Raw genomic sequence first — 21,569 nt, forward strand, 5'->3', positions numbered from 1 at the left:
CCTCAAACGCGAGAAATCAAAGTGCCGCCCTTGATGGCGAGCATGTCGTTGCAACCGTCTTCGATCATCGATGAGCGCGCGTCGCGCAACAGCTTCTCGACCGGATACTCACGGGTAACGCCGTTGCCACCGTGCAGTTGGATAGCCATGGAGGCGACATCGAACGCGGTTTGGGTCACCGTGATTTTCGAGGCAATCGAGCCTTGCAGCGCAGGGGCCGGCGCCACACAGTTGTAGCGAATAACGCGCTGAGCCAAGGCCCGAGCCCCTTCGACCCGGGCAAACATATGGAACAAACGCGCGCGCACACTCTGGTGCTGAATAATGGCTACGCCGCCCTGCTTACGCTCATGCGCGTAGTCATAGGCCAGCTCATAGGCGGCACGGGCAACCCCGGTCCAGATCAACCCCATCAGGGCATTGGCTTCAGCAAGAATGCCCTGCTCTGCGCGTTGATAATCCTCGGGGCCAGCCAACAAATGGTCACGGGGGATGCGCACCTCATCGAAGTAGACCTCGCCCTGCGGGAGTGCCCGCTGGCCCATTTTGTCCAACGGCTGGCCACGGCTGACACCTTGGGCGTCCATTGGCACCAGCACGACGCAACGTTTGTCCTCACCGGAACCATCATCCAAACCGCAGAACAATGCACAGACCTGAGCGATCGGCCCGTTGGATACCCAGGCAGATTTCTGCCCGTTGACCACAATTTCGTCACCCTCGATACGCGCATAGCAACTCAGGCGACCCACGCCGACATTCGGGTGTCGGGCATGTCCACTGGCGTCGAGCATGTCTGAACCGTGGTCAGGCTCGGTAATACCCCAGCAGCCAAGAGGACGGTCCGCATAGCGTTCAAGCAGATCCTGGCGACCCATCAGGTGCATTACCAAACTGGGCAACATCGCAGCACCGAGGGAAACCGCCAGGCCACCATCGCCCCAACCCAACTCTTCGAACACCAGGCTCATCATCGAAGCCTGCTCTTGCGGCTCGAGCGCAAAAATATCCGACAGGGTTAATCCAAGCTGGGAAAATTCGGCGAACACACGCCATAATGGCGAGTCGGCGGCGATGACTTGCTCAGGGCTGAGTTTGTCCAGTTGTTGGCCGATGGGCCTTAAGGTTTTTTCAGCAAAGCGCCGGACGTTGTTCTGAACCGCCCGCTCCATTTCACTGAGGCCGACTTCAAGTCCAGTGGGTTCAAGTTCTACTCGCGGGAGGTATCCGCTCATTGTTGTTGTCCTCTCCAAATTTTTGTCGAGCGGGGGCTCCGCTTTCATTGAGCGATCTTGGATAAGTACTTAAACGGGATATATCCCCCTGATGGGGGGCGGATGAATCTAATAAATGACCCACAGCCATCCAGAACCATTGATCACCACCAAGCTTGCCCCGCCGCGACGTGCCCGCCACACGCTGCCCAGGCCGCGCCTTGATCAACTGATTCAGCAGATTGGCGAAACGACCTTGGCCTTGGTCAAGGCGCCTCCTGGCTTTGGCAAAACCACCCTGATCAGCACCTGGGCAGAGACCGCACGCGCCGGGGGCGCAAGGGTGGCCTGGCTCACGCTCGATGAGCACGACGATGATGTGGAACGGCTGCTGCAATACATGACGGCCTCGGTCAGACACGCCTTGCAAGCCCCCAGCGTAACCCTGCAAAGCCTGGCCCTGATGCCGCGCGAGCAACTTATCAGCCGTCTAGTACACGAAGTGCAGCAATGCGACGCCCCGTGCTACATGTTCCTGGATGACTGCCATACCGTGCCGCCCGCCATACTCGAGGCAGCCGTGGCGCCTCTGGTCCGCTACGCACCCGATAATCTGCACCTTATTTTGTCAGGGCGAAGCGACCTGCCCGCCTCCCTCAGCCAATCGCTGTATGGCGATGCAGCGCTATTGCTGGGCTCCAATCAATTACGCTTCACGCTTGAAGAAACCTGCGAATTGATCGCGGGCGACAGCGCCCTGCAAGCCAGCACCGCACACAGCCTGCAGCAATCAACCGATGGCTGGATTGCCGGGCTTCGAGCGCGCCAACTGATGCTGCGCCAGACGCCCCAGGCGGTGATTCCTGCAGGCCTTGGCGTGAGCGAGGTGTTCGATAACCTGCTGGTACAACTTCCCGCCCCCTTGCTTGAACAACTCCTGTCGTTGTCCGTGGTCGAGCAGTTCAGCGCCACTCTGGCCGGGGAGTTATGCGCGGATACCGACGGCCACGCATTGATCCAGCAGCTTGAGCAGCAACAGCTGTTTATCAATGCCCTGGATGACAGCGGTACCTGGTACAGCCTGCACCCGCTGTTTCGCGAACACCTGCTGCGCCACCTACGCACGCGCCAAGGAGCGCAGCAGCAGGCTTTAGTGCGCGCAGCCCATTGGTTTGCCGAACAAAAGATGTGGGCCCATGCCGTGCGCTGTGCGCTCGCAGCGGGTGAAGAACAGGACGCACTGCGCTGGATTTCAGAGTGCGCAATGCCGCTGGTAGAGCACGGCGACTTTATCCAGCTACTCGATTGGCAGCGTCGGCTTCATGACCGTTTGATCGAGGCGCCCGTCCCCTTGCAACTTGCGCTGGCTTGGGCCTTTGGCCTCGCGATGCTCAGCGACCACTCATTGCAATTGATTGATGCAGCCCGCCGCGCCCTCGGCCCCAACCTTGAGCACAGCGAGCTGAAGTGGGAATGCCTTGCACTAAAAGCCATGCTGCTAGCCTTGGCTGACAAAAGCACAGCCGGTGCCAGTCTGGCCCGTGAATGCCTGCCGCACCTCAATGACCGCCCATGGATTGCCAACGTGCTGCACAACGTGATCGGCTTTGGCGACCTGCAAGCCTGTGACTGGCAAGCGTTCTACAGTTTGCCCGCCACCTTGGCCATGCCCCATAAGTCCCAGCGCTACTTGGTGACTCTGGCCTACCGCCATTGCCTGATAGCGCTTGGTGATACCAATCAAGGGCGTCTGCTGCAAGCCGGTGCCCTGCTGCAGGAAGCAATCCGTCAGGCAACCCCGGGCATGGGCAGTGTTGACCCGCACGCCAGCCCGGTTTTACGTGGACTGCCAGCCGCACTGCTGTCCTACATACGCTATCAACAAGGCCGGCACAAAGAAGCACGGCTGCTCAACCTCGAGTCGCTGACCATCATCAAGCAAGTCGGCTTTCTTGACTGTGTCACCCGCGCACTCAGCACTGCCTGCCGCCTGGATATTCTGCACGGCAACCCGCTTGCAGCGCGGGCACAGATGGATGAAGCCGAAGCGCTTGCCCAGAGCCGCAACTGGCCACGCCTAAGTGTCCATATGCTCCTCGAGCGTGGACGATTGGCGCTGCTTGAACACAACATGGCCGAGGCTTCAGCCTGCGCCCAGCAGTTAGAACAGACTCTGCAAAGCAACCCCGATATTGACGCCGGGCAAAGAGTGCTATTGCTGCTGCAACTCTGGATTGCCGCCAGCGAAACGCCGGCCAAACTGCCAGACACAGCGCAACTCCAACAACAGTTACAAATCGCCCGCACCTGCAATGCCTCGATCCACTTGAGCGAACTGCTAATTGCCGTGGCCGTTCTTGAAGAAGTTGAGCAGGCGTGCACTAGCCTGCTTGAGGCGAGTCAGTTGATTGAGCAAAGCGGCGCCTGCCAGATACTGCTCGACTACCCGGCCCACGGGCTCCTGTGCAATCAACTCAATATCTGTAGCGCACAACCGACGCTGACCCGTAACCAGCGCGAAAAACTCAGCGCACTGCTGGGCATGATCCAAGGCGAGGTGCAAAACCTGACCGACCCCACCGACGAGCTGACCAGCAAGGAGCTGCAAATCTTGAATTTGGTGGCTGACGGTCTATCCAATAAAGAAATTGCCAAGCAACTGGGTGTCACCCCAGAAACCATCAAGTCGCATATGAAAAACATCTTTTTCAAGCTGGGCGTATCGAGTCGTACCCAGGCGGCGATGATGCTGCGCGAACCGAGCGCCTAATAACAGGACGCTGCTTTACAGCGCAGACAGACGAGGGATTCAAAGTGTTCTGGGGATTTTTGAATGCCTTATGCCAGGGGCATTTCAGCTGCACCCGACAGCGTTATCGTGCCGGGGAGCCTGACAGCCGCACCAAGAGATGATGCGGCTGAAATCGATCACAACGGCTTGGACGCGTCGTGCTCGCCATCACGCTTGCGCTTGTTACCCATGCGCACGCCGATGTCCATCAGGAACTGGAAGAAGCCTTCCTGATCTTCCAGAACATTGCTCCAGAATGGCGAGTGATACAGGGCAACCGCACCGTGTACTAACGCCCAAGCGGCACAATAATGGAAGTATGGCGGTACGTCCTCAAGCTTGCCTTCGGCAATCCGGCCCTTGATCAGCAAGGTCAGGCGCTCGAAGTTTGAGGCGCGGATCTTGTGCAGTTGCTCGACCATTTCAGGCACTTGATTGCCCTTGACCACCTTTTCTTCAAGACGGTCAAACAGACGATAGCGCTGTGGGTCGCGCATCCTGAACTCAAAGTAGGCACGTGACAGGGCTTCCTGATCACGGTCTACATCGGCCGAGTGCAACAGTTCATTCAAGTCACGCTCATAGTCGAGCATCAGGCGCAGATAAATCTCAGCCTTGGATTTGAAGTGTTTGTAGATGGTGCCTTTACCGATCCCTACTGCGTCGGCGATCATTTCGACAGTCACGCTGTCTTCGCCTTGCTCAAGGAATAGTTTTAGCGAAGTGTCGAGAATTTCTTGCTCGCGGCGGCGAAACTCACGGACCTTACGGGGTTCTTTCTGCATAAAGGGACTAAGTGGTCAAAAATCGAAGCCGACTATTATGCCTCAATAGCGCCAAATTGCACGGATCATCCGACTATGAACGCACTTCGTTACGAGTTTGAGCAGCTTTCTGCAATCAATTACCTCAATCATGCCGCCATTTCACCCTGGCCAAAGCGCGCCGTAGACGCAGTAAATCGTTTCGCCAATGAGAACGCCAGCTTGGGCGCTCGTAACTATTCTGACTGGCTGGCAACCGAGCATTTGCTGCGCGAACGCCTGGCCCGCTTGGTCAACGCGCCTTCGACTGACGACATCGCCTTGGTCAAAAACACATCCCAAGCGCTGTCATACGTCGCCTTTGGACTGGATTGGCAACCCGGTGACCAGGTGGTTATCAGCGACGAAGAATTCCCTTCAAATAAAATTGTCTGGGAGGCCTTAAGTTCTCAAGGCGTCGAGGTGAAACAGGTCAACTTGGCCAACAATGACCCTGAAATGGCGTTACTGGAAGCCTGTGGTCCGCGAACCCGGTTGCTGTCTATCAGCGCGGTGCAATTTGCCAGCGGTTTGCGCCTCAACCTGCAACGCCTCGGTCACGGCTGCAAACAGCGTGGCGTGTTGTTCTGCGTAGATGCGATACAGCACATTGGTGCCCTGCCCTTCGATGTGCAAGCCAGTGAATGCGACTTCGCCATGGCCGATGGGCACAAATGGATGCTCGGGCCAGAAGGTCTTGGCCTGTTTTATTGCCGTAACGAACTGCGTGACCAGCTCAACCTTCATGAGTACGGCTGGCACATGCTTGAGCATGCCGGTGATTACTCGCGCACCGATTGGGAGCCTGCCAAGAGCGCCGTACGCTTTGAATCCGGCAGCCCCAACATGCTTGGCACCATGGCGCTTGAGGCCAGCCTGTCGCTACTTGAAGAGGTGGGTATGGATGCCGTGGGCAAGGCACTCGAAGCGCGCGTGCTGCATCTGACCACTGAGCTGGGCCGAATTAACGGGGCTAACCTGCACAGCCCGCTGAATCCAGAGCGGCGGGCGGGCATTATCAACTTCACCCTCGATAGCTGGAATACTGAGGCGCTGTTCGAGCACCTCAAGCAGAACAATTTAGTCTGCGCACGACGGGGTAAGGGTATTCGCCTCTCGCCACACTTTTATACGGAACCTGAGGTCATTGAGTCGACTTTACGCCTTATACGCCAAGCCAGCAGCGGCTGAGAACTGAGCAGTTGGTGAGGTATTCCAAATACGTTTAAGAACCTACTGGACGATCGGAAAAGTTGGCCAATACTCATAGGTACTGGCGGGGCATCTCCCCCCAAGTGACTCGCCAGCCAAGGTACCGTGGACCGCGTACCTTGATTACTCCTAATGGTCTTAACCCGGATTCATCCCCCAGAACCCGGGTTTTTTTTGCCCGGCGCGTTAATTTCGCCGGTTTCAGACCACCCTCGCCAACGGAAACAGACGCTTGAAGTTAGTCGACGTCTGCTCGGCTAATTGCTCAAAGCTAACCCCCCGCAACACCGCCAGATATTCAGCGACGTCACGCACGTACTCAGGCAGGTTCGGCTTGCCACGGTGGGGCACAGGCGCCAGATACGGCGAGTCGGTCTCAACCAATAACCGATCAACCGGCACTTGGCGTGCGACTTCACGCAGGGCGTCAGCATTGCGGAAGGTGACAATACCCGACAGTGAGATATAAAAACCCAAGTCCAGGGCGGCCTTGGCCATGTCCCAGTCTTCAGTAAAGCAATGCAAAACCCCGGCTTGCGGCAATGCGGCCTCACGCAACAGCTGCAAGGTGTCTGCGCGAGCCCCTCGGGTATGGACGATAACAGGCTTGGTGGTGGCCTGAGCCGCTTCTAGGTGCAGGCGAAACGATGCCTGCTGCAATTCAGCGGCTTCTGGCTCGTAGTGATAATCAAGCCCGGTTTCACCGATAGCAACCACCCGTGGGTGCTCAAGCTCGCTGAGCAGCCAATCCATCGTCGGGGTAGCGCCCTGCTCCAAGTCCAGCGGATGCACGCCGACCGAGCAATCCACATCGGCATAGCGATCCGCCAGATCCTTGACCGCTACGGCGTTATCCGCGCTGACACCAATGCATAGAAAGTGACCAACACCCCGTGCGCGCGCCGCATCCAGTGCAGCATCCAGCGAGCCGTTGTGGGCGCCAAGGTCCAGGCGATCGAGGTGGCAGTGCGAGTCAATCAACATAAAAACTCAATAATCTTCAGCAAATAGAGTGAATGCAAAAGGCCGCAATCAATGCGGCCTTTTGCCTTATAGCCTGTGCGTCAATCCACTTACATGGTGTGCGTCGGACGGTCCGACTTAAGCGCGCCAGCCAGATAGGTTTCAATCTTGTTGCGTGCGGTGTTGTCGCCGTCATTGAACTGCACCCCAACACCGGCGGCACGATTGCCCTGCGCACCTTTCGGGGTGATCCAAATGACTTTACCGGCAACCGGGATTTTTTCAGGCTCATCCATGAGGTTGAGCAACATAAACACTTCATCACCCAGCTTGTAGCTTTTGTTGGTCGGGATAAACAACCCGCCATTTTTGATGAAAGGCATGTAAGCGGCATAGAGCACGGACTTGTCTTTGATGGTCAGAGACAAAATTCCATTACGCGGGCCCAGGTTAGGTGGCAAGCTCATGCGGCATTCCTGATTTTTTAATACTTAGTGGGCGATTCTAGCCCGGTCCGGGCAAGCTTGCCCACTGTACCAGTAAGGCTTCGAGAAGCAGCACACGGTTAAGGTTAGCTTTTGCAATGACTTTTTGTCGTTGCAGCAAAATCCAGTCCTGCATTTTTATCACCTTGGCCTGTGAACTTTTATCGGCCAAATACTGCACAACTTTACGCATATCGGCTTGACCAAGCCCTTGTTCATCCTGGGTCAATTGATAGCGCAGCATCAGTTGAGACCAATCATAAAACCAGTCAAACAGCAGTTGCAAAGACACTGAGTTCCAGCTTTCAGCCAAGGGACTCGCGGCAATTTGTTGCTTGAGTAGTTTTTTAACACCTTCAACCACCTGAGCGCGCTGTTCAGGCACGCCCTGCTCCTGCATGCGCACTGCAACCAAAGGCGAGCCTGCGGCCAGGCACAGCAACTCAGCGCGCTCGTCTGCGCTGTTATCGGGTAAGGTTTGAGCCAGCCATTGCAGGCTCATGGCCTCGCTTGGCAGGGGGCAAGCCTGTTGCACACAGCGGCTCTTGACCGTTGGCAGCAAGCGACTGGGCTGATGACTGATCATCAAAATAACCGTATCGCCGGAAGGCTCTTCAAGGCTTTTCAGCAAAGCATTGGCGGCGTTCAGGTTCATTGCTTCAGCAGGCTCGACCAACACCACTTTGCGACCGCCTAGCTGCGCCGTCTGCACCAAAAAATTGACCAGACTACGCACTTGGTCAACCTTGATTGGCTTATCAAATTCTTCCGGCTCCAGCACGGCCGAGTCAGGATGGGTACCAGCAGCCAATAAGTGGCAGCCCTTGCATTCACCACAGGCATCCAGCCCCTGTGGACGCTGGCATAACAGGCGTGCGCGCAGGCGCTCGGCCAGCGCACGCTTGCCGATGCCCGGTGCGCCGTGCAGCAAATAGGCATGGGCATGTTGAGCGCGCCCAGCCAGTTGCTGCCACAGTTGATCTTGCCAAGGGTAAGCCTCAGCCACGGCGCAACTCCAGAATATCAGGCAGCAATGCATCCAGGGCCCGCTGCACCTGCTCCAGGGTTTGCGCTGCATCCACAATGCGGTAACGCTCAGGCGTAGCGTGGGCACGCTTCAGATACGCGTGACGCACGGCATTGAAAAACTGAGTGCCTTCCTGCTCAAAGCGATCAAGCCGTCCACGCGCTGCAGCGCGGGATAATCCGACTTCAATCGGCAAATCAAAAATCAGGGTCAAGTCAGGGCGCAAGTCACCTTGGACAAAGCGCTCCAACTGGCCAATGCGCGCCTCTGACAAACCCCGCCCGCCGCCCTGATAGGCATAGGTCGCATCCGTAAAGCGATCACACAACACCACGCAGCCACGGGCCAGTGCAGGCGCAATCACTTGGGCGATATGTTGGGCGCGCGCCGCAAATACCAGCAACAATTCAGTATCTGCCGCCATCGGCTCGTCATTGGGCGTCAGCAGTAACTCGCGTACGCGCTCAGCCAGCGGTGTGCCGCCCGGCTCACGACTCAGGACAACCTCTAAACCTTGCGACTCGAGCTGGCGCGCCAAATAGTCGCGATTAGTGCTCTTGCCTGCGCCTTCCGGGCCTTCAAGGGTGATAAACAAACCGCTCACTGAGTGTCCTTTTGATCAGGGGTTGGAACCGGCGCAGGGCTTGAGCGGTAATCCGCCCGCCGTTTGAGCTGATACTCACGTACCGCTTTGTTATGCGCCTCAAGGGAATTGGAGAATACATGGCTGCCGTCGCCGCGGGCGACGAAGTACAAACTTTTACCTGGCGCCGGGTGCAACGCTGCATGGATTGCTTCACGCCCTACCAATGAAATGGGGGTCGGCGGCATACCATCAATGATATAGGTGTTGTACGGCGACGGCGCACGCAAGTCTGCACGGGTAATCCGCCCCTTGTAGCGCTCGCCCATGCCGTAGATCACCGTAGGATCAGTCTGCAGGCGCATGCCCATCGTCAACCGGCGGATAAACACGCCAGCGATTTGATCGCGTTCCTGCGGCACGCCGGTTTCCTTTTCGATCATGGAAGCCATGATCAAGGCGTCATAGGGTGCTTTGTAGGGCAGACCATCCGCCCGCGCCTGCCACTCTTCATCAAGCACCTGCAGCAAGCGCGTATGGGCCTGCTTAAGCAATTCGTAATCGCTCATGCCGCGCACATAGCGATAGGTATCGGGGAAGAATCGCCCTTCCGGGTTCATTCCAGGCTCACCCAAACGCTCCATCAACTGCTCATCAGTGACATCACTCAAGGTGAGCTGCAAAGCATCCTGACGCGCCAATGCCTGACGAACCTGACGAAAATTCCAGCCCTCAACCAAGGTCAGGCTGTACTGCACCACTTCGCCCCGGCGCCACAAGCCGATCATGTCGCGCACCGACTGCCCAGGCATCAAGCGGTATTCACCGCTGTGCAGGGGTTCGTCGCGTAGATTGAAGCGCCAATACAAGCGCAGCCAAAAGGCTTTATCAATGACCCCTTCACGCTCCAGTCGATTGAGCACCCCGCCCGGTGTAGCGCCCTTGGGCACCTCTATCAGACGTTCCTGGCTGAGCTGAAGCGGTTGCTCCAAAGCCGAATGTTGCTGCCAGGCGGCCAGCGCAAATGTCAGGCCCGCGAGCAGCACACAGACTTCAAGAAACAGCAGTAGTTTGCGAATCACGAATTAGCTATCCAATAAATCACGAGCGATTGTTTGCAGTTTACGGGTCATAGGCCCTGCCAACCAGCGACTATCAAGCAGTTCCAGCACCGGCCAAACGCCATAAACACTATTACAAACAAAGACCTCGTCAGCGCGGCGCAGTTCGTCGAAGCTGATATCCGTCACCCTACAGGGTATCGACAGCTTCGCGGCGGCCTCCAGCAGTTCGGCACGCATCACCCCGGCAACGCCGCAACGACTCAAGTCCGGGGTGAACAACTGCTCATCCCTGACCATAAAGATATTACTGTAGACCCCCTCTACCACCCGGCCGCTGACATCGCACATCAGGCCTTCGGCGTGGAGTGGGTCATTCCATTCGGCGCGGGCCAGTACCTGCTCCAAACGGTTGAGATGCTTCATCCCAGCGAGTAGAGGCTGCTCGGCTAGACGCGTGGCACAGGCAAACAGGCGCACACCTTGTTCGGCGTTTTCAGGTGCGTAGGCAGGTGTTGCAGAACTTTGCAGGATACGCCGTGGCTGCGCAGCTGGCGGTGGTGCATATCCGCGCAAACCGTCACCACGGGTGATGATCAGCTTGGCGACGCCGTCACCCAAGGCGGCGCAAAAGGTCAGCAACTCGGTACGCACAAGGGCATGATCAAGTTCGATCTTCAGCTGGGCGCAACTCTGAGCCAGACGACTCAAATGGCGCTCAAGCAAAACCGGGGCCCCGGCAGTTACGGCGACAGTCTCAAACAAACCGTCACCGTAGGCCAAGCCGCGATCTTTGATCGACAGCAACTCTTCAGGGCGACCGTCGATCCAACTCAACATCAATCGTTGAACCGGCGGAACACCAGCGATCCGTTAGTGCCACCAAAACCGAATGAGTTGGACAGCACCACATCGATCGGCATTTCTTTAGCCGTGTGCGCCACCAGGTCCAGATCACAGCCTTCATCAGGCTGATCGAGGTTGATGGTCGGCGGCGCAATCTGATCGCGAATCGCCAATACACTGAAGATCGCCTCTACAGCACCGGCAGCGCCGAGCAAATGGCCAGTCATCGACTTGGTCGAGCTGACGCTGAGCTTGTAGGCGTGATCACCGAAGACCGACTTGACCGCTGCAATTTCAGCTTTGTCGCCGGCCATGGTAGAGGTGCCATGGGCATTGATGTACTGCACCTGATCCGGGTTCACGCCCGCATCACGAATGGCATTGGCCATGCAACGCGCAGCCCCTTCTCCGTCTTCCGGCGGTGAAGTCATATGGAAAGCATCACCACTCATACCGAAGCCAATCAACTCGGCATAAATGTGTGCGCCCCGTGCCTTGGCATGCTCAAGCTCTTCAAGAACCAGCGTACCGGCACCATCAGATAAGACAAAACCATCACGGTCGACATCCCACGGACGACTGGCCTTGGCGGGTTCATCGTTGCGCGTCGAGAGTGCACGGGCCGCTGCAAAGCCCCCCATACCCAAACCACACGCCGCCATTTCAGCGCCGCCGGCAAGCATTACGTCAGCTTCGCCGTAAGCGATATTGCGCGCTGCCATGCCAATGCAATGGGTACCGGTGGTACAGGCCGTTGCAATTGCATAGTTTGGTCCCTGTATGCCCAGGTGGATCGACAGGAAACCGGAAATCATATTGATAATCGAACCCGGCACGAAAAATGGCGAAATACGCCGCGGGCCCTGGTCTTGCAAAACCTTGCAGCTGTTTTCGATATTGGTCAAACCGCCAATACCCGAACCCAGTGCCACGCCAATGCGCTCACGGTTAGCATCGGTGACTTCCAGACCGGAATCACGCATGGCCTGAAAACTGGCCGCCAACCCGTACTGAATAAATAAATCGAGCTTGCGCGCCTCTTTGGCAGACAAGTACTGCTCGACATCAAAGCCTTTGATCGAGCCACCAAAACGGGTGGTGTAAGCAGAAAGATCAATATGCTCGATCAGGCCGATACCGCTTTGTCCGGCCAAAATGCCCTGCCAACTGCTCGGCACATCGTTACCCAGCGGCGACAGCATGCCCATACCGGTAACTACGACGCGTCTACGCGACACAGCAATCTCCTTTATTCTGTTTTACAACGCACGGTTGCAGTCCATACGAGTGCACTAAACACTCAGCCACTTTGCAAAAACCTGCACAGTGAAGAGGCCGCGTATTACCGGGCAGATTAAGCCGAGCCACTACGCGCTGCAATCCAAAAAAGCCGGCTAGCAACAGCCAGTTAAAGAAAAGCCGCACGGACATAAAGACCGTACGGCTTTTTCTAATCGGGTAACCGACGATAAACGTTAGGCGTTAGCGGTAACGTAATCGATGGCTTCCTGAACAGAGGTGATCTTTTCAGCTTGCTCGTCCGGGATCTCGGTTTCGAACTCTTCTTCGAGAGCCATCACCAGCTCAACGGTGTCAAGAGAGTCGGCACCCAAGTCTTCAACGAAGGAAGCGCTGTTGGTTACTTCTTCTTCTTTCACGCCCAGTTGCTCAGCAACGATTTTCTTGACGCGTTCTTCGATGGTGCTCATACCGTATTTTCACTCCTAATTGGACAAATCAAGGCAGCTTGTCAGTGCAGCCAAGTGTATATAAAGGGTTTTTAGCATTTCAAGCTGAATGCAGGGTGGCCCCCAAAAACACATCAACGATCTGCCTATAAACCTGTTGCAGCTTTATAACGGATTTTAGACAAAACCTATGACAGTTTTCGGATGACCGCCGTCACATTTAGCTCATGTACATCCCGCCATTCACAGGAATAGTAGCCCCTGTGACGTATGCTGCGCCATCAGAAGCGAGGAAAGAGACAACATTTGCTATCTCTTGTGCCTGCCCAAGACGGCCCAGCGGAATCTGCGTTAGCAGCGCATCACGCTGTGCTTCCGGCAATTCACGGGTCATATCTGTATCGATAAAGCCCGGTGCCACTGCGTTCACTGTAATCGAACGCGACCCCACTTCACGTGCCAGAGCACGACCAAAACCTTCCAGTCCTGCTTTAGCTGCAGCGTAGTTTACCTGTCCGCCGTTGCCCATGGCACCCACAACGGAGCCAATGTTGATAATACGACCAAAACGCGCCTTGGTCATACCCCGCAAAACAGCTTTCGAAAGGCGATACAGGCTGTTCAGGTTGGTATTGATCACATCAAACCATTCGTCGTCTTTCATCCGCAACATTAAATTGTCACGGGTGATGCCAGCATTGTTGACCAAAATCAGCGGCTGACCGAATTCTTTCTGAATATTTTCCAGCACGGCACTGACTGATTCGTCACTGCACACATCGAGCATCATACCAACGCCTTCGATGCCGTTGGATTTTAGCGTCTCAGAAATGCGACCGGCACCCGACTCGGACGTAGCAGTACCAATCACCACTGCGCCCTGACGGCCCAATTCGAGGGCAATAGCTTGGCCAATGCCACGGCTTGCACCGGTTACCAGTGCGACTTTACCTTGCAAACTCATACTCATTTCCTCAATCAGGCCAACGCCGCACGTGCTGCAGCGAAAGCGTCTGGAGTTTCCAGATTATGGGTATTGATACCTTTTACGCAGCGCTTGTTAAGACCCGACAGCACTTTGCCAGGGCCACACTCGACCAGATCGGTAACCCCGTGTTCAGACAGGCAAACCATCGACTCAACCCAGCGCACCGGGCTATACAGCTGCGCCAACAGGTCAGCTTTGAGCACTTCTAGATCGCTAACCACAGCAGCGCTGACGTTTTGCACGAGGGGAACCTGTGGCATCTTCCAGTCGATAGCCGAGACAACCGAGGCAAAACGCTCAGCCGCAGGACGCATCAGTGCACAATGCGAAGGCACGCTGACTGGCAATGCCATGGCGCGCTTGGCGCCACGCGCCTTACACGCCTCGATAGCCCGCGCGACAGCTTCAGCGCTGCCTGCAATGACCACCTGGCCCGGGGCATTGAAATTCACTGCACTGACCACGTCACCCTGCGCCGCTTCTGCACAGGCAGCCAAGACGTCGGCATCTTCAAGACCGAGAATCGCCGCCATGCCGCCCTGACCAGCCGGCACAGCCTGCTGCATCAACTGACCACGGTGCTCAACCAGCTTCACCGCATCAGCCAGGGTAACGCTGCCAGCCGCAACCAGGGCCGAATACTCACCCAGACTGTGCCCGGCGACGAAAGCCGGCTTAGCGCCACCCTCAGCCAACCACAGACGCCACAAGGCAATCGAAGCCGTGAGAATCGCAGGCTGGGTCTTATCGGTTTGATTGAGCTGTTCTTCAGGACCTTGCTGGGTCAGCGCCCAGAGATCGTAACCGAGGGCAGCGGAGGCTTCGGCAAAGGTGTCGGTAATGACGGTTTGCTGGGCGCCAAGGTCAGCCAGCATGGTCAAGGATTGTGAGCCTTGACCGGGAAAGACGAATGCGAAGGATGCAGACATTTAAACAGATCCCTAGTGTTGTTTAACGTCGGGGAAGTTGGCGCAGGGGGTACCTGTGCACAACACGCTGTCGCTTGGATGACCGAGCATCCAGTGCGGTCACATTCTAACGCAACAGATCGTCAAGGCGACCCTGCAATCGTTGCGGTAGATTTTCTTCGATCTCCGTCAAAGCCCGGCGAATTGCACTCTGAAAGCCTGCATCATCCGCCGCACCATGACTTTTGACAACAATCCCCTGCAAGCCCATCAAGCTCGCGCCATTGTGCTGCGAGGGCGCCAACTCCCCTTGCAAACGCTTCAAAAGCGGCAAAACCATCAGCCCCAGCGCACGACTCAACAGATTGCGGGTAAACAACTCTGTAATACGCCCGGCTATCATGCTCGCCAACCCCTCACTGGACTTGAGCACGATATTGCCAACGAAACCATCACAAACCACAACATCAGCAACGCCGCGATAGAGACCATCCCCCTCGACAAAGCCGACGTAATTAAGCTCGGGATGTTGCTGCAGCAGCGCCGCAGCCGCCCTCACCTGCTGATTACCTTTAATCAACTCGGTTCCAACATTGAGCAAACCCACTCGCGGCTTCTGAATACCTTGAGCTTGAGCCGCAACAGAACCCATCAACGCAAACTGCAGCAGGTTTTCAGCCGAGCAATCTACATTGGCGCCCAGATCAAGCAAATAGCTGACACCCCGCTCAGTGGGTACAGCCGTAATCATCGCGGGGCGATCGATGCCCGGCAAGGTTTTAAGCACATAACGCGACAACGCCATCAAGGCGCCGGTATTTCCGGCACTGACACACGCATCCGCCTGCCCAGCAGCAACTAGCTCGAGAGAAACGCGCATGGAAGCATCTGGCTTATTACGCAAGGCGTGCGCGGGCGACTCATCCATCGCAATCGTTTCGCTGGCGTGAACGATCTTCAGGCGCGAGCGATCAATAGCGGCATGCTGGTCTATCAGACGTTGTATTACGGGAGATTGGCCGACGAGGACCAGGTGCAGCGAGGGGTATTTCTGCAGGCAAGCGATACTTGCCGGAACAATGCAGTGAGGACCGAAGTCCCCACCCATTGCATCAATCGCGATGATTGGAGCGGACAAGATTACTCGTCAGCGCCCTTATCAATCACTTTGCGACCCTTGTAAACGCCTTCTGGCGATACGTGGTGACGCAGGTGAACTTCACCGGTGCTCTTCTCTACGGACAGAGCGTTGCCTTCGAGTGCGTCGTGCGAACGGCGCATATCGCGAGCGGAACGGGATTTTTTGTTCTGCTGAACAGCCATACTAATTAACTCCTAAACGTTTGGGTCACGCTTTAACTGTGCTAATACACTGAACGGGTTGGACCGCGTTACCTCGTCCTCGCTCGGTTCAGGCTCATCGAGCCCGCCGGGCTGCTGGCAATCATCGGGGTCATGAGCTGGGACAATGGGCAAGGCAAGCAAAAGCTCATCCTCAACCAGCGCAAGCAGATCCAAAGGATCTTCACCCAACTCCAGCACGTCATAGCCTTGCGGCACAGACTGGGTATTCGCACCTTCTTTCACCACAGCGTAATCACATGCGCTTTGGATCGGCAGAGCGACCAGTTCCAGACAACGCTGGCAAACCATTTTGACATCAACCTCAAGCTCACTGTGGAAAACCACAGCATTGCGCTCGTCACGCTCGAAGAAAAACTTCGCGCGCACCATGCCGTCATTAGCGGCAAGCGGGCTGCAGAGCCTTTGTAAATCGGCAAGCGCAATCTCACCCTCTAGGGTGGCAGTGCGATCTGCTAACTTACGCGGATCAACGTGAGGTGGAATCGGTCCATTCGACATAGGCGCCGCATTCTAGGGATGAGACCCGTACCTGTCAAAGGAAATTAGGCTTATCTGCAGCACAAAAGATCATCAATCTTTATTAAGCTGCCAAGTCCCGCCTAATTTCGCGTGAAAATTTCGCCTGACACCGAGGATTACACCCAACATCTGGCCATGCAAGCCGCCAATTTTGCCAATTAAACAGTAGCACCTAGAGCCTTTATAATAGACCTTTAACGGTTCAACCCAACGCCTTCTATAGCTTGATCGCCCAACAGGACACACCATGCTGCCACTGATTCTCGCCTCAAGCTCACCCTATCGTCGCGAACTGCTGAGCCGGCTAAATATCCCATTTAGTTGCAGCTCGCCCGATATCGATGAAAGCCGCCACCCTGACGAGACGCCCATAGACCTGGTCAAACGCCTAGCACTTGAAAAAGCGCATGCACTGAGCAGCAGCCACCCTCAACACCTGATTATCGGCTCTGACCAAGTTGCCGTACTTGACCAGCAGGTGCTCGGCAAGCCCCACACTCTGGAGCGCGCCACTGACCAGTTAAGCGCCGCCAGCGGCAAAAGCGTGATCTTCCTGACCGGCCTCGCCTTACTGAATAGCGCCACCGGTGAGCACCAGGTCGACTGCGTACCCTTTACCGTGCACTTTCGCGAGCTTAGCCCAGAGCAGATCCAGCGCTACCTGGAGATTGAACAACCTTTCGATTGCGCGGGCAGCTTTAAAGCAGAGGGCATAGGCGTAAGCCTATTTCGCAGCACCGAAGGTACAGACGCCAATAGCTTGATCGGCTTGCCTCTGATCCGCCTGGTTGACATGCTGCACAACGAAGGCTGGAAAATCCCGTAGGGTGCGACGAGCAAAGCTTGTCCATCGCCCCTCAGCGAATAGCGGAATTATGCGGCGCAGATAACGGACAAAAAAGCGACAAGGAGCCAAGCCCATGCGCACCACAATCACCATCGACGACGCGCTCTATAAAAAAGCCCTTGAGATGGCCGACCCCACCATGGATAAAGCGGATATTTTCCGTGAAGCCATGAAAACCTTCATACGCGTACAAGCTGGAAAGCGCCTTGCAGCGCTGAGCGGCACGACGCCTGAAATTCAGGACGCACCGCGCCGCAGTGGTGGCCCAGCGTAGAAATGAGGGTACTTATCGACACATCGGTCTGGGTAGATCACTTCCGCCACGGCAATGCTCAACTGACCAACCTTATTGGGCTTGACCTTGCGATAACTCACCCGATGGTCATTATGGAAATTGCCTGCGGCACACCACCCGCTCCAAGAACGCAGACGCTGGACAGCTTTTCGCTATTACAGCAATGCAATCAGACCAGCCTAGCCGAGGCAATGGCGCTCATCGAGCGTGAAAAGCTCTATGGCCTCGACTGCGGCCTAGTAGACATAACCCTTCTTGCCTCCACCCTCACAACACCCAGCACACAGCTATGGACACTGGACAAACGCCTTGCCAGGCTCGCGGAAAAATTCGACATAGCGCACCACCCTGCTCTGCATTAAGCGATAGCGTGAGACGCCCAAGTTCAACGGCCCGGCACCCTGAAAAATTTCGGCGCTGCCAATGATGGCTGAAAAAAACCTCAACCGCGCCGTGCGCTTTATCTAAATGACAGATGCGAAAAAGCCCGGCGTGCCGGGCTTTTTTGTTGAGCGCCTTGATTAACGCAAGGCCGGGCCTTGGAAGCCCATCCACAGCGCCAGATCTTCAGCCACACTGGCACCGAGCTTCTTGGCGAAGCGGTCGAGCGGCGAATCCTGGACGGTGTAGTCGACCAACTCTTTCTCGCCGATCACATCACGCGCTACATAGCTTGTGCTGCCCAAGCCATCGATCAGGCCAATCTTGAGCGCCTGCTCACCCGACCAGACCAAGCCAGAAAACAGCTCCGGATTCTCAGCAACCTTGAGACGATCACCGCGACCCTTCTTCACGCTGTCGATAAACTGCTGATGCGTGGTATCGAGCACACCCTGCCAAAACTGGGTTTCCTCAGGTTTCGGTGGCTGGAACGGATCAAGAAAGGCTTTGTGCTCGCCAGAGGTGTAGACGCGACGATCTACGCCGAGCTTGTCCATCAAGCCAACAAAACCAAAGCTTGCTGCCGTAACACCAATAGAGCCGACCAAGCTGGCCTTGTCGGCGTAGATTTCATCGGCAGCACTGGCGATGTAATAAGCGCCAGAGGCACCGATATCGCTGATGACTGCATACAACTTAATATTCGGATGCTCGCCGCGCAGACGCTTGATCTCGTCGTAGATGTAGCCCGACTGCACTGGACTGCCGCCCGGGCTATTGATGCGCATAATCACGCCCTTGGTGTTTTCGTCCTCGAATGCAGCGCGCAGGCTGCCAACAATGTTGTCAGCACTGGCTGCTTCTTTATCCGCGATCACACCGCGCACTTCGACCAAGGCAGTGTGGGAAGCACTGGCATCCACTGCGCCCTTGCCGAGCTTGAAAATTGGCGAGAACAGCGCCAGCGCGACAAACAGGTATATAAAGGTCAGCGCCTTGAAGAAAATCCCCCAGCGGCGCGAGCGGCGTTGTTCCTGCACGCCCGCCAACAGGGTTTTTTCCAACAGCTTCCAACTTCTAACGTCTTCTTTCGACTGCTTAGCTTCGCCTGACTCAGGCAAATTCCACTCATCCGACATAACTGCCCACCTCAACTCGTTGACTACCTGCGCGCCTCTGCAGCCAGCTGCGCAGCTCAGTAAATTCTTCAATCGCCAGCGTCGGAGAACACGCACGCAAAACGTCTAATGACTGGGCGCCATAGCCCACAGCCACGCAATCCATTCCCGCATTGTGCGCCATCTGCAAGTCGAACACAGAATCGCCCACCATCAATGCCTGACTGGCCTGCAGATCAAACTCAGCCAGCAATTGCTCAAGCATTAAAGGCTGCGGCTTGCTTGCCGTTTCATCAGCACAGCGGGTGGCATCAAAATAATCAGTCCAGCCACGCCCCTGCAATACACGCTCAAGGCCATGACGCCCCTTGCCGGTTGCAACAGCCAATAAATAGCCCTGCTGACGAAACGCCTCAAGCGACTGCTCAACCCCGGCAAACAAGGCCGAAGGTTCAGCCTCAAGCGCCAAGTATTGCGTGCTGTAGACAGCGCGGAACGCTTCAATCGCAGCAGGATCAAGATGGGCGTACAAGGTGGCGATAGCTTCGGGCAAGCCCAAGCCAATTATGCCCTTGACTTGGTTGTCAGTGCAGCGAACCAGGCCACAGGCATCAGAGGCCCGATGCATGGCTTCAACGATACGACCAATCGAATCCACCAGGGTGCCGTCCCAATCAAAAATCAGCAGACGGTAATCAGACACTCAAACGCTCCACGGTCCTCGCCCAAACCTCATCAACCGGCGCAGACAGCTTGAGTTCACCACCATCAAGCAGCGGCACCACCAACTCATAGGCATGCAAAAACAAGCGCTTACCTCCCAGATCGCGAATTTCGCGGCTGAAATCATCATCGCCGTACTTGGTGTCACCAGCAATACAATGCCCTGCGAACTGCGCATGCACGCGAATCTGGTGGGTGCGACCGGTAACAGGCTTGGCTTCCACAATGGTGGCAAACTCGCCAAAACGACGCAGCACGCGAAAACGCGTCAACGCTTCCTTGCCTTCATCATGTACTTCCACCATGCGCTCACCGGAACGCAGGTTGCTCTTTTGCAGCGGAGCATTGACCGACTTCTTGGCCGCAGGCCAGCTCCCGCGCACCAAGGCCATATAACGCTTATCGACACCATCGCCGCGCAACGCTTCGTGCAGGTGGCGCAACATGCTGCGTTTCTTTGCAATCATCAACAGCCCGGACGTGTCGCGGTCCAGACGATGCACCAACTCAAGTTCTTTAGTGTCCGGGCGCAACTGACGGAAAGCTTCGATCACGCCATAGTTGAGACCGCTACCGCCGTGCACCGCAATGCCGGCTGGCTTGTTGATCACCAAAAGGGCTTTGTCTTCATAGACGATGGACGCCTCAAGACGCTCAAGCAGCCCTTGAGCCAAAGGTGCAGGCTCATCACGCTCAGGCAACCGCAGGGGTGGTACGCGAACGATATCGCCCGCCTGGATTTTGTATTCAGGCTTGATCCGACCTTTATTGACCCGCACTTCACCTTTACGCAAGATGCGGTAAATCAATGTCTTTGGCACACCCTTTAATTGAGTGCGCAGGAAATTATCAATGCGCTGGCCGGCAAGTTCCGGCGCAACCTCAATCAGCTGCACGCCAGAGGTTGGAGGGGAAGGATTTGTCATCAAGGGTCTGTTCTCGTTTCGTTCACGGCCGCGCCGGAGCCTGCTTTAGCGCGAGGCAAGGCACGAGACACGAAGTTTGGTTATTCCAAATAAGTGTCGAAAAACGCAGTATCGCACTAAAACAGGCCCGCCCCTTCAGGTTGCGCGTAAAAATCTCGCCATGCGGTGCTGGAGAACTTGGCAAGGGAACAACCATTACCCGCGTCCTCCGCCTAGCCTGACAAGGTTTTACGCTGCAACGCGGCTCGCGCTGAAACGGGAACAGACCCTCAGTCAATAATAACAATTTTTTATGGATTTGAAGCACTTAATCATTGCTGTTATAGTCGCGAATGCCGCCAAAAGCGGTCTGGTTCGGCGATGTTCGCTAAATTGCCATCCCAACCAACGCAATTCATTTTGGACGCAAGGCCGTCCGACGGGTTCTTCAGAGCTAGATAGGCCTTTTAAGGCCCTCGAAGAATTCGGAAATAAAGCCTCAAAACGTAATGATGCGCAACGCTCCCCTTTGGAGAGTTGCGGTAATAGCCAACCCGCTACGGATTTTGCGAGCGGCACAAGATTTTCAGCGATACGTGTAGGGTGGAGATGTACAGCAGCTGGTTTGCGTAGCAATGAGCTTTATCAAGACGCCTTATCTCGTCCGCTACCAACTGCTGATTCCTCCTCCTGACTTAGTGCTTACTGTCACATACAGCAAGCAGGAGACGTCTGTCGCGGCCCAGCACAATTGGCTGACCGTCGCTCGACAATGAAACGCCTTACAACCGTTTCTGACGCGCCTAACACCGACTCTGAACGTCGTGTTTGCCGAACGCCGCTTCCG

Annotated in this window: 23 protein-coding genes; 5 read left to right on the top strand and 18 right to left on the bottom strand. The window is 56.0% G+C overall.

Features of this window, described 5'->3' with window-relative positions; all coding sequences use genetic code 11:
- Positions 1 to 2: 2 nt before the first annotated feature.
- Positions 3 to 1,235: an acyl-CoA dehydrogenase family protein gene (locus tag AACY09_RS00520; protein ID WP_339485450.1), complete on the bottom strand. Its 1,233-nt coding sequence runs from the start codon at positions 1,233 to 1,235 to the stop codon at positions 3 to 5.
- 115 nt (positions 1,236 to 1,350) lie between these two features.
- Between AACY09_RS00520 and AACY09_RS00525 the strand changes: the two genes are divergently transcribed.
- On the top strand, positions 1,351 to 3,984 hold the full coding sequence (locus AACY09_RS00525) for a LuxR C-terminal-related transcriptional regulator (RefSeq protein ID WP_339485451.1): 2,634 nt from the start codon (positions 1,351 to 1,353) through the stop codon (positions 3,982 to 3,984).
- 158 nt (positions 3,985 to 4,142) lie between these two features.
- On the opposite strand, the gene AACY09_RS00530 is transcribed toward AACY09_RS00525, so the two are convergent.
- A complete protein-coding gene (locus tag AACY09_RS00530) occupies positions 4,143 to 4,790 on the bottom strand; it encodes a TetR/AcrR family transcriptional regulator (protein WP_339485452.1) in 648 nt (215 codons plus the stop codon).
- Between the two features lie 75 nt (positions 4,791 to 4,865).
- Between AACY09_RS00530 and AACY09_RS00535 the strand changes: the two genes are divergently transcribed.
- Positions 4,866 to 5,999, top strand: a complete 1,134-nt coding sequence (locus tag AACY09_RS00535; protein WP_339485453.1) for an aminotransferase class V-fold PLP-dependent enzyme — start codon at positions 4,866 to 4,868, stop codon at positions 5,997 to 5,999.
- A 222-nt stretch (positions 6,000 to 6,221) separates the two neighbouring features.
- Here AACY09_RS00535 and AACY09_RS00540 read toward each other — a convergent pair whose 3' ends face one another.
- The 13 genes from AACY09_RS00540 to AACY09_RS00600 all read right to left on the bottom strand — a co-directional run bounded on the left by AACY09_RS00540 (position 6,222) and on the right by AACY09_RS00600 (position 16,432).
- A complete protein-coding gene (locus AACY09_RS00540) occupies positions 6,222 to 7,004 on the bottom strand; it encodes a TatD family hydrolase (RefSeq protein WP_339485454.1) in 783 nt (260 codons plus the stop codon).
- A gap of 89 nt (positions 7,005 to 7,093) precedes the next feature.
- Positions 7,094 to 7,450, bottom strand: a complete 357-nt coding sequence (locus AACY09_RS00545) for a PilZ domain-containing protein (RefSeq protein WP_339485455.1) — start codon at positions 7,448 to 7,450, stop codon at positions 7,094 to 7,096.
- A gap of 37 nt (positions 7,451 to 7,487) precedes the next feature.
- The gene (locus AACY09_RS00550) at positions 7,488 to 8,474 is read right to left on the bottom strand and encodes a DNA polymerase III subunit delta' (protein WP_339485456.1); all 987 of its coding nucleotides are present in this window, start codon (positions 8,472 to 8,474) and stop codon (positions 7,488 to 7,490) included.
- Positions 8,467 to 9,099 (bottom strand): dTMP kinase, encoded by a 633-nt coding sequence (gene tmk / locus AACY09_RS00555; RefSeq protein ID WP_339485457.1) that lies wholly within the window; start codon positions 9,097 to 9,099, stop codon positions 8,467 to 8,469. The genes AACY09_RS00550 and tmk overlap by 8 nt, the downstream gene beginning before the upstream one ends.
- The gene (mltG, locus tag AACY09_RS00560; protein ID WP_339485459.1) at positions 9,096 to 10,160 is read right to left on the bottom strand and encodes an endolytic transglycosylase MltG; all 1,065 of its coding nucleotides are present in this window, start codon (positions 10,158 to 10,160) and stop codon (positions 9,096 to 9,098) included. Before mltG ends, tmk begins: the two co-directional genes overlap by 4 nt.
- Positions 10,161 to 10,163: 3 nt before the next feature.
- Positions 10,164 to 10,979, bottom strand: a complete 816-nt coding sequence (gene pabC, locus AACY09_RS00565) for an aminodeoxychorismate lyase (RefSeq protein ID WP_339485460.1) — start codon at positions 10,977 to 10,979, stop codon at positions 10,164 to 10,166.
- Positions 10,979 to 12,223, bottom strand: a complete 1,245-nt coding sequence (gene fabF / locus AACY09_RS00570; protein ID WP_339485461.1) for a beta-ketoacyl-ACP synthase II — start codon at positions 12,221 to 12,223, stop codon at positions 10,979 to 10,981. The genes pabC and fabF overlap by 1 nt, the downstream gene beginning before the upstream one ends.
- A gap of 237 nt (positions 12,224 to 12,460) precedes the next feature.
- Positions 12,461 to 12,694, bottom strand: a complete 234-nt coding sequence (acpP, locus tag AACY09_RS00575) for an acyl carrier protein (RefSeq protein ID WP_010488922.1) — start codon at positions 12,692 to 12,694, stop codon at positions 12,461 to 12,463.
- A 199-nt stretch (positions 12,695 to 12,893) separates the two neighbouring features.
- The gene (gene fabG, locus AACY09_RS00580) at positions 12,894 to 13,637 is read right to left on the bottom strand and encodes a 3-oxoacyl-ACP reductase FabG (RefSeq protein WP_339485462.1); all 744 of its coding nucleotides are present in this window, start codon (positions 13,635 to 13,637) and stop codon (positions 12,894 to 12,896) included.
- Positions 13,638 to 13,651: 14 nt separating this feature from the next.
- On the bottom strand, positions 13,652 to 14,590 hold the full coding sequence (fabD, locus tag AACY09_RS00585; RefSeq protein WP_339485463.1) for an ACP S-malonyltransferase: 939 nt from the start codon (positions 14,588 to 14,590) through the stop codon (positions 13,652 to 13,654).
- A gap of 106 nt (positions 14,591 to 14,696) precedes the next feature.
- Positions 14,697 to 15,707, bottom strand: a complete 1,011-nt coding sequence (plsX, locus tag AACY09_RS00590; protein ID WP_339485464.1) for a phosphate acyltransferase PlsX — start codon at positions 15,705 to 15,707, stop codon at positions 14,697 to 14,699.
- A 2-nt stretch (positions 15,708 to 15,709) separates the two neighbouring features.
- Positions 15,710 to 15,892 carry a 50S ribosomal protein L32 gene (rpmF, locus tag AACY09_RS00595; protein ID WP_010488930.1) on the bottom strand — a complete coding sequence of 61 codons (183 nt, stop codon included), beginning with the start codon at positions 15,890 to 15,892 and terminating at the stop codon, positions 15,710 to 15,712.
- A 12-nt stretch (positions 15,893 to 15,904) separates the two neighbouring features.
- Positions 15,905 to 16,432, bottom strand: coding sequence for a YceD family protein (locus AACY09_RS00600; RefSeq protein WP_339485465.1), 528 nt, complete (start codon positions 16,430 to 16,432; stop codon positions 15,905 to 15,907).
- A gap of 268 nt (positions 16,433 to 16,700) precedes the next feature.
- Between AACY09_RS00600 and AACY09_RS00605 the strand changes: the two genes are divergently transcribed.
- The 3 genes from AACY09_RS00605 (at position 16,701) to AACY09_RS00615 (ending at position 17,957) form a co-directional block, all read left to right on the top strand.
- A complete protein-coding gene (locus AACY09_RS00605) occupies positions 16,701 to 17,279 on the top strand; it encodes a Maf family protein (protein ID WP_339485466.1) in 579 nt (192 codons plus the stop codon).
- A gap of 94 nt (positions 17,280 to 17,373) precedes the next feature.
- Complete coding sequence (locus tag AACY09_RS00610; protein WP_339485467.1) at positions 17,374 to 17,574, top strand: type II toxin-antitoxin system VapB family antitoxin; 201 nt, start codon at positions 17,374 to 17,376, stop codon at positions 17,572 to 17,574.
- 2 nt (positions 17,575 to 17,576) lie between these two features.
- On the top strand, positions 17,577 to 17,957 hold the full coding sequence (locus AACY09_RS00615; RefSeq protein WP_339485468.1) for a type II toxin-antitoxin system VapC family toxin: 381 nt from the start codon (positions 17,577 to 17,579) through the stop codon (positions 17,955 to 17,957).
- Between the two features lie 159 nt (positions 17,958 to 18,116).
- On the opposite strand, the gene sppA is transcribed toward AACY09_RS00615, so the two are convergent.
- The 3 genes from sppA to rluC are packed head-to-tail and all read right to left on the bottom strand — an operon-like array spanning position 18,117 to position 20,743.
- Complete coding sequence (gene sppA / locus AACY09_RS00620; RefSeq protein WP_339485469.1) at positions 18,117 to 19,115, bottom strand: signal peptide peptidase SppA; 999 nt, start codon at positions 19,113 to 19,115, stop codon at positions 18,117 to 18,119.
- Positions 19,105 to 19,797, bottom strand: coding sequence for an HAD-IA family hydrolase (locus tag AACY09_RS00625; RefSeq protein ID WP_339485470.1), 693 nt, complete (start codon positions 19,795 to 19,797; stop codon positions 19,105 to 19,107). Before AACY09_RS00625 ends, sppA begins: the two co-directional genes overlap by 11 nt.
- Positions 19,790 to 20,743 carry a 23S rRNA pseudouridine(955/2504/2580) synthase RluC gene (gene rluC / locus AACY09_RS00630; RefSeq protein ID WP_339485471.1) on the bottom strand — a complete coding sequence of 318 codons (954 nt, stop codon included), beginning with the start codon at positions 20,741 to 20,743 and terminating at the stop codon, positions 19,790 to 19,792. Before rluC ends, AACY09_RS00625 begins: the two co-directional genes overlap by 8 nt.
- Positions 20,744 to 21,569 lie beyond the last annotated feature (826 nt).

It is taken from the genome of Pseudomonas sp. EL_65y_Pfl2_R95 (assembly GCF_963971045.1).
Classification (GTDB): Bacteria; Pseudomonadota; Gammaproteobacteria; order Pseudomonadales; family Pseudomonadaceae; genus Aquipseudomonas.